The sequence below is a fragment of the Chitinophagaceae bacterium C216 genome, from assembly GCA_028485475.2.
Taxonomy (GTDB): Bacteria; Bacteroidota; Bacteroidia; order Chitinophagales; family Chitinophagaceae; genus Niabella; species Niabella composti.
On sequence record CP144143.1, the window covers coordinates 439,900 to 452,914 of the forward strand.

The 13,015-nt window shown below is 41.9% G+C and carries 8 protein-coding genes; 2 read left to right on the forward strand and 6 right to left on the reverse strand.

The window, feature by feature from the left end; genetic code table 11:
• Positions 1 to 103: 103 nt before the first annotated feature.
• From PIECOFPK_RS01810 to PIECOFPK_RS01830, 5 genes are all read right to left on the reverse strand, one after another.
• The gene (locus PIECOFPK_RS01810; RefSeq protein WP_409966375.1) at positions 104 to 1,000 is read right to left on the reverse strand and encodes a glycerophosphodiester phosphodiesterase family protein; all 897 of its coding nucleotides are present in this window, start codon (positions 998 to 1,000) and stop codon (positions 104 to 106) included.
• Between the two features lie 10 nt (positions 1,001 to 1,010).
• A complete protein-coding gene (locus tag PIECOFPK_RS01815) occupies positions 1,011 to 2,630 on the reverse strand; it encodes a DUF5689 domain-containing protein (protein WP_330974642.1) in 1,620 nt (539 codons plus the stop codon).
• Positions 2,631 to 2,657: 27 nt separating this feature from the next.
• A complete protein-coding gene (locus PIECOFPK_RS01820) occupies positions 2,658 to 4,226 on the reverse strand; it encodes a SusD/RagB family nutrient-binding outer membrane lipoprotein (RefSeq protein ID WP_409966376.1) in 1,569 nt (522 codons plus the stop codon).
• A gap of 11 nt (positions 4,227 to 4,237) precedes the next feature.
• Positions 4,238 to 7,516: a SusC/RagA family TonB-linked outer membrane protein gene (locus PIECOFPK_RS01825; RefSeq protein WP_409966377.1), complete on the reverse strand. Its 3,279-nt coding sequence runs from the start codon at positions 7,514 to 7,516 to the stop codon at positions 4,238 to 4,240.
• Positions 7,517 to 7,653: 137 nt separating this feature from the next.
• The gene (locus PIECOFPK_RS01830; protein ID WP_409966378.1) at positions 7,654 to 9,225 is read right to left on the reverse strand and encodes a glycerol-3-phosphate dehydrogenase/oxidase; all 1,572 of its coding nucleotides are present in this window, start codon (positions 9,223 to 9,225) and stop codon (positions 7,654 to 7,656) included.
• 334 nt (positions 9,226 to 9,559) lie between these two features.
• Between PIECOFPK_RS01830 and PIECOFPK_RS01835 the strand changes: the two genes are divergently transcribed.
• Both PIECOFPK_RS01835 and lptB read left to right on the forward strand, forming a co-directional pair.
• A complete protein-coding gene (locus PIECOFPK_RS01835; RefSeq protein ID WP_409966379.1) occupies positions 9,560 to 11,077 on the forward strand; it encodes a GH3 auxin-responsive promoter family protein in 1,518 nt (505 codons plus the stop codon).
• A gap of 71 nt (positions 11,078 to 11,148) precedes the next feature.
• On the forward strand, positions 11,149 to 11,928 hold the full coding sequence (gene lptB, locus PIECOFPK_RS01840) for an LPS export ABC transporter ATP-binding protein (protein WP_409966380.1): 780 nt from the start codon (positions 11,149 to 11,151) through the stop codon (positions 11,926 to 11,928).
• A gap of 232 nt (positions 11,929 to 12,160) precedes the next feature.
• Here lptB and PIECOFPK_RS01845 read toward each other — a convergent pair whose 3' ends face one another.
• Complete coding sequence (locus PIECOFPK_RS01845) at positions 12,161 to 13,000, reverse strand: SDR family oxidoreductase (protein ID WP_330974648.1); 840 nt, start codon at positions 12,998 to 13,000, stop codon at positions 12,161 to 12,163.
• Positions 13,001 to 13,015: the final 15 nt, after the last annotated feature.

Genomic DNA, 13,015 nt, shown 5'->3' on the forward strand with positions numbered 1-13,015 from the left:
TCAATCGGTTATTTGGCCAATATACTGGCTCTTGTTAGTGAATACAAGCTAATCGTAATTAAAATATCTATTCTAATAGTCATTCGTTTCTCAAGACAAAAATTTACAACTGAGCAAACAAATCAGAATAGTCGCTAATAATTCCATCTACTCCCATCGCTTTCAGCCTTTTCATTTCATCCAGATCATTCACCGTCCATGGTATAATACGCATGCCCCTCTTACGACAATCCTTTATCATGTTATCGGTTACAATACTATAGTGAGGGCTTAGTGCGGCAGGTATAAAACCTAGTGATTTTATCAATTCATCAACAGAGCGTTTTTCTTTTGCGTCTATCAAATACGATAATGCGTATTGAGGATATTTGCGATGCAAAATATGCAGTGCGCGTGTATCAAAAGTTTGTATTACCACTCGGTCAGCGATCTTCTTCTTATTGATCACATCCATTGCCAGATCGATAAAGGTCTCCAAATCAGGATAGTATTTTCCATCTGAAGCGGGACGTGATTTTATTTCAATATTGTAATATACGGTCCTATTTTTTTTCTTAGCATAGGCCTCCGTTTCCTCTAGTAAGTCAGAAAGTAAAGGCTTTGACGCCTTCATTTTCTTTTGACGTGGAAATTCAGGATTGAACTTCAGCCCTACATCGTATTTCTTAATGGAGTCGTATGTCAGCTGATACAATACTATTTTGCGAGCAGCCTCACGTGTAAGAGTATCTCCCTGCGGGGATGTAACAAAATTACTGTTAAAGGTAGGGTCATGCGATACTATCACTTTACGGTCTGCTGTAAGCTGCAAATCCATCTCCAGCGTAGTAATGCCGCGATCTATGGCATCCAACATAGCTGGAATGGTATTCTCAGGCATTAAACCGCGGCCTCCGCGGTGCGCCTGGGAGTCAAATCCCTTTTGCGCATATACCGCGAAAGCCATGCAGTTTAGTAGCCATATAACGATGAATCGTCTCCCTTTTAGCACAAATGCCATTCCATTAGTTTTATTCTTCCAGTCTAGTTACATTTGGATGCTTTTCGATATCGTCAATAGTAGCCGGTGGGAATCCGTCTGTTTCAACCTGGAACAGCTCTACTACTGTTTGTTTACGAGCAGTAGTCCATCTACCCAATGTCACATTATACACACCACCCATCATATTAAACAGGCTGGCATCGGTAGCTGCGGTTGGGTGCCGTTCATTAGTCGCATACGGCATAAATGTAGTGTTACCTGGAGAGCGATAGTATAAGTAAGGAATGGTTTCCGGTTTATAAGTTTCAGGATTTATCACAACAGAGTACATAGAGTACCAGTCGTTGTTACAAATTCTGTAGCCGCGAGGCGGGTTCAGAGAAGGATCGTAAATAGAAGCTCCTCCCCCTGATGCGATAAACAATACATCCACAGGAACTGACTGCTCAGTAACAGTGGTTCCTTTAAATATAGCTACACCGGAGGCGTTACCACTATTAGCAAAAGGACCTGAAGTTCCGAAATTGCTAGGACGCACTAAGCCGCCATCGCCTGCGTTGGTAGATCCGCTGGAGGTACTATACGTTTTTTGAATGAAAATTGCATCCGGAGGGAAGGGGGTACCTGCATTACCGTTAATTTTTCTACCTTGGAATCCGAAATAGAAGAATTTACCTTTAGGCACTACCCCTGAGGTGATATTCCACTTAATAGTGCGCTGCCCACCGGTAGCCCAGCCGGCATCCAGAGCCGGAGTTGAAGCTCCCGCATTATTGCACACTACAATACTATAAGGAGTTACAGAAAAATCAATATCCTTGGTAGCCATCAACTGTACATATTCCTGACCACCATCACTGCCTTTAGGGTCTGCCATAATGCCGGTAATCAGAATATCCTGCGCAGAAGATCCCATGTTCAGCATATCATCTGCGTTGCGCGTACGTACTTCAAGTGAGCCATCTGGCTTACCGAAAGGTATCACCACATAGGCTCCAAGACCGTAAGGAGCCATATTAGCATAGCTCACACCAGGATCAGTATACAGGGTTACGTTGGCAAAGCCATCATTAATAACTTTTGCACCACTGATAACATCACCGGGTTGTGGAGCTGGATTAAAGCTTGACTTGTTTAGAATACACAGCGTACTTTCGTAATCCTCCGGTTTGGCCAGCAGTTGAGCAATATTGACGGTATTTACATTAATTACTCCCCTGCCTTTTTTAGCAATATGGGACTCGGAAAGACCCGTGATCATCAATATTCCATCCTTACGAGTAAGTACTCCTCCTAAAACATCAATCAGCAAAGAATCACCGGGCTTATAATTTGCTGCAGCCGGTCCGAGCTCAATAGAGATACCTCTTAACAGATCCAGACGTCGGCTGTCCTGAACCACCAATAAACCTGGAGGAAGATTACCCTCGGCATGATCTGATATTACCACTACACCTATTTTCGAACCTCCAAACATCAGATCCCTAGTAAGGGTCACGTCCTCTCCGTGGTAGATAGTGCGCACATCCAGTAGTGCAACTACATCATAAGGCACACCTCCCGGATAGTTACCGTACCCGCCTTTTTTACAACCGTTTATGGCGGCGGCGATACAGATTAATAAAAGTAGTTTCAATAAAGATTTCATCTCAATATTTTTTTATTGTTGATACAATTAGGGTTTTCTTTGCCACCAAACCTCGGTATTGATTTGATCGGGCCCCTGAGCCTGTACGGCTTCTCTATAATTGGTAGGATTGGCCGATTGTACATATACCGGGTATACCATACGAGCCGGCATTACACCTCCGTTTTGCAAACCGGGACCCTTTGGTAAAATCGGGTGACCGGTACGTCTATACTCAAACCATTGTTGCAGATCGGTAAGGAATAACGCATAATATTTCTGTTTGTGAATCAACTCCATTTTGTCTTCAAAAGAAGCATTATCATCCCACAAATAACCACCTTCAGACAAAGTACCCAAATATGTATTAAAGTTAGTTGATGTGGGGCTTTCAGGGAAGTTAGGCACCCAGTAGTTGATGGCAGCTGCAATTCCCCGATACAGATAGTCTTTGGGATCTCCTTCTATCCACTCCTTTAAGCAAGCTTCTGCTAAGATAAATTGAACTTCTGAATATTGCATAATAATTCCGGTCAGGCGGTTTTGCTGTAAGGAGCGATCACCTCCTGTGCTGGTATTATCATAGCTTTGGAAATAACAACCCTTAGGCTCTCCCTGTCCAGGCAGATAGCCACTGGAAACACCAGCCCATCCCCCACCTGAGGCTTGAGCAATACCCAGTCGTCCAATGTTACCATAACCGTAAGGAGTTCCTGACACTAATCGTGGGTCGGTCCAGGCCACTAGTGGATCAATAAAGAAGCTACAGATAGCCGGAGCTCTGAAGTCCTGAGCTCTTACATTTACCAGATAAGGGTTAGTGAACGGATCAGTAGTGTCTTGTCCTCCGTTCCATAAAATGTTTGCACAATCTGCATTGCTTTCAAAAATGGGATATTGGGTGGGATTTGTTACAATTTCCTTAATTTTTGCAATACAATCAGCTTGCACTTCGGCTTTACCTGAGATGCGCAGCAACAAGCGTAGATACAAGGAGTTTCCGAATTTTCTCCATTTGTGAATATCCCCTTCATATACCGGATCACTGGAAGCTTTGATTTCTTGATTTTCTGCCAATAGTTGATTCGCTTCTTCCAGTTTTCTGAAAAGATCTAAATAGATATCCTTTTGTCTGTCAAATTTTGGCTGCACATTACCGTCTCTACCTTGTAGCGCCTCAAAATAAGGAATATCGCCATAAGTATCTGTAAGGTTGGCGAAGAGCCATGATTCGCAAATCAGTGCAATACCCTGATAAGATTTGTTAAGCTGCTCCGGCTCGCTGGCTTTGTTGTAAATATCTCTGAAGTTATTCAGATACACATACCAGTTGTTCCACAAATAATCCGATACATTGGACCTGAAGGCGTATCTGAACACAGTATTATCACCATCACTCATGTTTACCGTAACCTGCATAAGCTCGTTGTTAAAGTTGCGGTTACGATTCATTCCGGGCCATATACCGTCTACTAAAGCCGGAGTTAGTAATCGATCCGGAGAAGTGTGCAGAATGTTAATAGGGTCGATATTTAATTCTATAAACCCTTTTTTACATGAATACAATGTTGATAGCATCAACACCATCATGCTGCTTATAAATAATTTCTTTTTCATCTCTTTAAAGATTAAAGTCCAATGGATAAATTAAAACCTACAGTGCGGGTAGATGGGAATTGCCCCACTTCAAAACCTCTAACAATATCAGTACCGCTAAGTGTACCAAACTCAGGATCAAACATGGGCCATGGAGACCAAATAAACAAGTTTCGACCGTAGATACCTACTGACGCAGATTTCAGTCCAATCTTCTTCAATAATTTGGGTCTGAGACTGTATATCAGGCTGGCTTCACGGAATTTGAGAAAATCTGTTTTAAATACGCTACCCTCTGCATTATAGGCTCCCATGTGATACCTGTAATATTCATCGATGTCTATAGCTACCACATCATTCTTTCTGTATCCTACTACGTTACCATCAGCATCAAATACCTCCAACACACCATTACCGATTATACCGTTATAGCGTCCGGGTAATGTTACCTTCAGCTTACCCTGTTCCACCATCTTGTAGTGTGTCAAGGAGTAAGAAACAGCTCCCAATTGTGCATCGAACAATACTTTCAAGCTAAGTCCCCTATAGCTTAGCGTATTACCCAAGCTCATTTTGTATCTAGGAGTGGTATTTCCTAAGTAGATGATTTCCTCGGTAACTTTAGGGAATCCGGTAGTGGGATCGTAGATTACCTGTCCATCCGGACTACGCTTATATCCCAAGCCATACACATCGCCCATACTACCGCCTATCGAAGCTACAATCTGACCGCTGGCTATTTGTCCAGCTCTTAACAGTACCGCACTATCCGGCATGGAAACAATTTTGTTTCTGTTGGTAGAGAATGTGGCAAACATGCTCCAGTTAATGCCGTTTCTCCTTACAATAGGCTTACCGTTAATTGCTACTTCCACACCGCTGTTATTTACCTGACCGGCATTGATTACAGCTGCATCGTATCCTGATGAGCGGTCAACGGTTCTAGTAAGAATCTGATTGTTGGTTTTGCCCCAGTATACTGCCACGTCCAGACTTAATCTTCTTTTGAACATTTGTATTTCGGTACCCAGTTCAAAAGTGGTAGTCTTCAGTGGTTTTAAGTTTTCATTAGGCAAAATTCGAGGGTTTATTAAAGCACTGTCAGGATAGGTACCATTACGTGCCAACGGATAAGTATATGCCGTGCGATAAGGAGTGGTAGAACCACTACCTACCTGAGCCAGTGATGCTCTAATCTTTGCATAGTTAATATAAGAAGGCAGTTTAGCAACATCAGACAGCACAAAGCTAGTATTAATAGAAGGATAGAAGAATCCTACATTATCCGTTCTTTTGGCTGTTGCCAACACACTATTCCAGTCGTTTCTTCCGGTAAGTTCTACAAATAGATAGTCCTTATAACTTAAGTTAACAATACCGTACAAGCTATTGATCTGATATCGGCTGGTATCCGGAATATATACCAAATTATACATGGCATATTTATAATCGTAGATTGCCGGATAAGGAGATGTAAGTACGGAATCAGGCAAACGAATCAATAAGGAATCAGGCATATGCAAACCATCAGCTCTTACATCCGACTTGTTGTACTCGTTTCTCAGCTGGCTACCCCCGAAAGTTAAACCCAAGTTCAGGTCTTTTTTTATGTCCTTATTATATCGGAACAGGAAGTCAAAGCTCTTTTCCCAGCTACGAATATCCTGCTTTCTCACAGAACCATAAGGCAAGCGCGAACCGGCATCATATGGACGATCCTGCTCGCGGTTATCTTTCATCCAGTCAATATTACCACGCAGCATGAAGCTTAACTCCGGAGTTATTTGATAGTTGATTTGAGCACTTCCGGTAGCATTATGTCTGTTGGTTTTGTTGATAAATTCATTTACGATAGCATAAGGATTCTCTGGGAATGAACTATAGGGGTATTCGATTTTTTTATACTCGTTACCGATTTCCCAGTAATTTTTCAACCAGTTGAGGTCAGCATTCGGTTGCCAGAAGATATACCAATACATCAATGACTGGTTACCATAACCCGCAGCTGGCAAGTTGTCACTCTTTCTGTTACCGTAGTTGGCCTTAATGGAGAATTTTATTTTTTTAGTAATATCTGTAGTAGATGATAACGCTAATGACTTTCTCACAAAACCGGTATTCGGAACAATCCATGAGTTATTTTGAAGACCACCAGACAAGCGAAGTGAAGTGGTTCCGAATTTACCATCAAGAGTGAGGTTGTTAGACAGGTTATTTCCTACATTCCAGAAATCGTTGATATTATCGTAGGGAATCCATGGTGTTCTTTCTGTTCCCCTAGCCTGTGTTACAGGATCGTACTGATAGAAATATTGTCCATTAAAACGAGGACCATATGCAGAACTGGTACCGCTGGTGCTAGAACCATCTTCACTAGCTCCGTAAGAATAATAAACAGCACCTCCCAGACCTTGACCATATTCATACTGAAGATCGGGATAGCGGTTAACAGATTCTAACGAACCATTTGAAGTAAAGCGAACGCTCAACTGACCCTTTTTCTTGGTTGCTGCAGATTTGGTGGTAATGATAATAGCACCATTGGCGCCTCTTTGTCCATACAACGCTGCCGCAGCCGGACCTTTCAACACCGAAACACTTTCGATATCTTGAGGGTTAAGGTCGTTGAGTGAGCTACCATAGTCTGCAGGTAGGTTATCACTGTTAGTAGCGTATACGTTGTCTGACGCATTGGCCGAACGACGTCCACTACTGTTATTAATAACCACTCCATCCACTACAATCAGCGCTTCATTTTCACCGGTAAGGTTGTTTTCACCACGCAAAATAATTTTGTTGGAGCCTGCAGGACCAGAGCCGGAGCGTACCATGTCCAATCCCGCTACTTTACCGGAAAGCGCATCAGTCCAGTTGGAAGCCACCGCTTCGGTAAGCTGTGAGCTATCAATTTTGGTAAGAGCGTAACCCAAGGATTTTTCTTGTCGGGTAATACCCAAAGCGGTTACTACTACATTTTCCATACTTCCGGCATCACGCTCGAGTGTTATGGAAAGATTAGATTCATTCTTTAATACTATATTCAGGGCTTTGTACCCCACACCGGTAAATACCAGCGTTTCGCCTGTACTGGCCTGAATAGTAAATGAACCATTTTCACGAGTCATTACGCCCCGCGAAGTTCCCTGCACTTGAACGCTGATATTGGGTAAAGGCTGTTTATCATCGCTGCCTATAACCACACCAGTTATTGTTCTTTGCTGGGCAAAAGCAACTGCCGACAGCATAACAAGCAATTGCAATAAAAGAGCCAATCTGGCCTTTCTCACTGCAGTTTTTAGAAAAAGAATCATTGCTATTTGATTTAAGTTTTTCGCAAAAAAAGAATTTTACCTTTCTCCGGAAAGCAAGCCAAACATTCTTAACGATATTATCATTTATCGATAACAATAAAATAATCAGCTGATGTAAACAGCAATCGTTGTATCAATTAATTTAACTGATACTCTTTCGCAAGCGTTTCATAATCGTTAATCTGTTTCTCCTTCCAATCGTTACTTCTTCCTAATTCACTGGCAATTATTTCAGCAACCTTCCGGCAGATGCGTACGCTTTCTTTAGCGTCCAGCAACAAAGCCCTGGTTCTTCTGGCCAAAACATCTTCTACAGTCCGAGCCATTTCATTACGCACTGCCCAGCGCACCTGCATTTCATGAATTTTCAAACTTTCACTTAACCAGTTATTGGCCGTACCATTTATGTTGTTTTTCAATAATGGCATATCGCTACCATAGTAGTAAAGAGGGTCATCCCAATTGATTTGCTCTACAAATCCGTGAATCTTCTGATGACTCGTTTGGCTTTTCTTATGCGGCCAGCCTAACTGTTTTTCTATGGCATCCACCATATCTTCTCCCATCTTCCTGAAGGTGGTCCATTTACCACCGATAATAGTAAACAGGTTCGACGGAGAGACTACTATCTTATGGCTTCTCGAAATTTCTTTAGTTTTCTGAGAACCCTTCTGCGGGGCAGCAAGTGGTCTAAGTCCTGCAAACACACTCAATACATCTTTCCGTGTAGGGGGTTGGGTTAGATATCCTGCAGCCGTTTGCAACACAAAGTCGATTTCTTTTTCCAACGCCTTTGGTTCCAGACTAGGTTCTCCTACCGGCGTATCAGTAGTTCCGATTACCACCTCATTATGCCAGGGCACTGCAAACAATACACGTCCGTCACTGGTTTCGGGAATCATGAGCGCATGCTGCGATGGTAAAAACTTTTTATCAACGACAACATGTATTCCCTGGCTTGCAACTACGGTGGGTTCTGCATCCGGATCGTCCATCTTTAAAATACCATCTACAAATACCCCAGTGGCGTTCACAACAGCCTTAGCCTTTACACTGTAAGTTTGCCCCGATTCTACATCCACCATAGTGGCCCCAGACATGAAGCCGCTATCGTCTTTTCGAAGACCCACTACTTTCATGTAATTCACTACCACACCTCCGTTCTCTGCAATACTCTGCGCCAAATTGATCGCTAGGCGTGAATCATCAAACTGACCATCATGATATAACACCCCGCCAATCAACCCTTCCTGTTTTACACCGGGTAAAGCATTTATCGTTGCCTCTCTGGAAATAAATATAGATTTCCCTAACGACAATCTACCGGCAATCCAATCGTAAACTTTTAAGCCAATCGTATATTTTATTCTATCCCAGAAATTATATATCGGTATTACGAAAGTTTGATTCTTTACCAGATGCGGAGCATTCTTCTGCAGTAGCCCTCTTTCGATACATGCTTCACGCACTAATTTTACATCGCCCTGGGCCAAGTATCTTACGCCACCATGTACCAGCTTGGTACTTCTACTAGAGGTACCCTTCGCAAAGTCCGCTTGTTCTACAAGCAAAGTTTTATATCCTCTAGAAACCGCATCCAATGCAACACCTAGGCCAGTGGCCCCTCCGCCAATTACAAAAACATCCCAGTTCTCTTGATTTTGAGCAAGCCTTTTTAATATTTCCTCTCTATTTAATAAGTGTTGCATCGATCAATTTCGTTTTACAAAAATCGAAATATTTCGAAATCAAATCTAATCATTTTTCGCAAAAATCAAAACAATTCATAAATATTAAATTATTACAGCCAGCAGTTAGAAAATTACTAACATTATCCTCTATTATGGCTTTTTTTTAACAAAAATCTAATTTTCAGCATTTTTTTGTACATGTCGATTATAGTCGCTAGGGAGGTTAAATTTTATAAAAAAGGATTTAAATTTCTTTCATTTATTTAAATATTGGCGTTACGATTTATTAAATTATAGCTCAATAGTTTTTCATTTCTAATGTTTAGTTTTATGCATTAATATTGCGATACTCATGGCACTATTAAGTCCGGCAATATCATCCCTTGCTCGCTTGCGGCACTGGCGTATTGAAGCCTGGCGTAGTCATCCTATTGATTCGCAAAGAGAGGTTATACAAAATTTGGTTACATCAGCCCAGTATACCGAATTTGGCCGTAAGCATGGATTCAATCACATTTATAATATCAGGGATTTTAAAAAAGCTGTTCCCATCAATGAATACGACGATCTGAAGCCTTACATTGAAAGAATTATGCAAGGCGAGCAGAATGTTTTATGGAATAGCCCTATCTATTGGTTCGCCAAAAGCAGTGGCACTACCAGTGATAAGAGCAAATTCATTCCAGTAAGTGAAGAATGTTTGGGGGATTGCCATTATAAAGCGGCTAAAGACGTGTTGACCATATATTATATGTTCAACCCACAGAGCAATATGCTTACGGGAAAGGGATTGGTACTGGGTGGCAGCCACAATATCAATCCGCTTAACGATGAAGCACGCTATGGCGACTTAAGTGCCGTACTGTTACAGAACAGCCCATTTTGGGGTAATTGGCTCCGCACACCGGATTTGGACATAGCGCTAATGGATAAATGGGAGGAAAAATTGGAAAAAATGGCTCGGCAAACCATGCACGAAAATGTAACATCCATTAGTGGTGTGCCTACGTGGACGTTGATTTTATTTAAACGCTTATTGGAGCTAACCGGCAAAAAGACTATAGCGGAAGTATGGCCCTCTCTAGAGTTGTATATTCACGGAGGTGTATCGTTTACACCCTACAAGGAACAATTTCACACCCTGATAGGAAAACCAATTCATTATTTGGAAACCTACAACGCCAGCGAAGGTTTTTTTGCCGCCCAAGAAAAACCTGGTGATGAAGGCATGTTACTCTTTACAGATCATGGCATCTTTCTGGAGTTTATGCCTATGAGTGAATATGGCAAAAATGATCCTCAAACAATTGGGTTGAAAGATGTAGACCTGAATACTAACTATGCACTTGTCATTAGTACCAATGGAGGGCTATGGCGCTATCTGCTGGGCGACACCATCCGCTTTGTTTCGTTAAATCCCTATAAGATTATAGTAAGCGGAAGGATCAAACATTATATCAACGCTTTTGGCGAAGAGGTGATTGTTGATAACAGTGATAAGGCCATTAGCATTGCTTGCCAAAAAACAGGCGCCATTGTAAATGATTATACAGCTGCACCCGTCTACTTCTCCAACGACTCTAGTGGAGCCCATGAGTGGCTGATCGAATTTGAAAAAGAGCCCGACAACTTTGATGCATTCGTTAAAGAACTAGATACTGCATTACAAAACACTAACAGCGATTACGAAGCCAAACGTTATAAAGACATAGCACTATCCATGCCCGTTGTCCACAATATACCTAAAGGTAGCTTCAACAAATGGCTGCAACAAAAAGGCAAATTGGGTGGACAGCACAAAGTTCCTCGTCTTTCGAACGATCGCACTTATGTGGAAGAGATTCTTAAAATGCAATCGTCATGCTCCTAACTAAAAAGTCGCTTTATTTTAACAGCTGTTGTTTGACTAATTATCAAATTAGCATGTTACTTTTGTAACCCATGCAAATGACAATTCGAACTCAAAATCTGGTGAAACGTTACGGGCAACGCACCGTTGTAAACAACGTATCCTTTGAAGTGCATCAGGGAGAAATCGTGGGATTGTTAGGTCCTAACGGAGCCGGAAAAACTACTTCCTTTTATCAGGTAGTGGGGTTGATTAAGCCAGATGAAGGTGATGTATTCCTGAATGATGAGAACATTACCAAATTGCCTATGTACAAACGTGCGCAGATGGGCATCGGCTATCTGCCACAGGAAGCTTCTGTTTTCAGAAAACTGAGCGTAGAAGATAATATTGCGGCAGTACTGGAAATGACCAAACTGAGTAAAGAAGAACAGAAGAAAAAATTGGAAGAACTGATTGCTGAGTTCCGTCTGGAGCATGTTCGTAAAAGCAATGGGGATGTATTAAGCGGGGGAGAAAGAAGACGTACGGAGATTGCTCGCGCACTAGCCGTAAATCCTAAATTTATTTTACTTGATGAGCCATTTGCCGGAATCGACCCCATTGCCGTGGAGGACATCCAAAGCATTGTTGCCCGCTTGAAATATAAAAATATCGGCATACTTATTACTGACCATAACGTAAACGAAACACTTTCCATTTGCGACAGAGCTTATTTGCTGATTGATGGAAAAATTTTCGAAAAAGGTACTGCCGAAGAGCTCGCTGCCAATGAACAAGTACGCAAACTTTATTTGGGACGAAATTTTGAACTGAAACGTAAAGATTATTTGTACGAAGAGGTAAAAATCAATACCCAAGAACCCCAATAGGTATAGTATAGAAATAAAAAAAGCTGTTTCAACCATTTGTGATCGATGGTTAAAACAGACTTTTTTCCAGCCTTAGTATGACGAAAAATACAAAATTAATGCATCTCCCTATAGTCAAGGGCTTCCCTTGGGCAAAATTATAAAGGACAAAGATAAAATCAAAATTCTACTATAGATAGCTTTCTCCAATCTTTTATCAATTTATTAACCAGTTTTGCGCGCTTTTGCCATTTTATTCGCTTTTAGGGTGTGCATCTATAAATAAGTCATTATACAACGAGGCTCCTTTCACTACCGCATACTCCTCAAAATTGGTAATGCCGTTTTGTCGCAGCACTTCCTCATCGATAAAGCAGTTTCCCGTACACTCTGCAGGAGGCTGTTGCAAAATGAAGAACGCCGCATCGGCCATAATAGTGGGTTTACGGCTCATGTGAGCTAGTTTTTCACCGCCCAATAAGTTGCGTACCGCAGCGGTATCAATAGTGGTACGGGGCCATAATGCATTGGATGCGATGGAGATATTTTTAAATTCCTCAGCCCAGCCTAAGGCCATCATACTCATGCTATACTTACTAATGGTATAGGCTACATGAGGAGCCAACCATTGAGATTTGATATTGACAGGAGGTGACAGCGTTAAAATATGGGCGTGATCGGATTTTTTCAAATAAGACAGGCAAGCCTGAGTCACTAAAAATGTTCCCCGAACATTTATATCATGCATCAGGTCGAACCGCTTCAGTGGCGTTTCTTCCGTACCCGTCAGCGATATAGCAGAAGCGTTATTCACTACAATATCAATCCCACCAAAAGTTTCCACAGCTTTTGCTACGCAGTCATTTATCATCGATTCATTACGTATATCACATTGTACGGGTAGGGCTCTAGCTCCTATGGCTTCCAGTTCTTGAGCAACGGAAAAAATGGTACCCCCAAGTCTTTCATTTTCGGCCACAGATTTAGCGGCAATTACGATATTGACGCCTTCCTGGGCTAAACGCAAGGCAATGGCTCTTCCAATACCCCGGCTGGCACCGGTAATTAGCGCCGTTTTGTTTTTTAGAGACATGTTTTCTATAGTTAG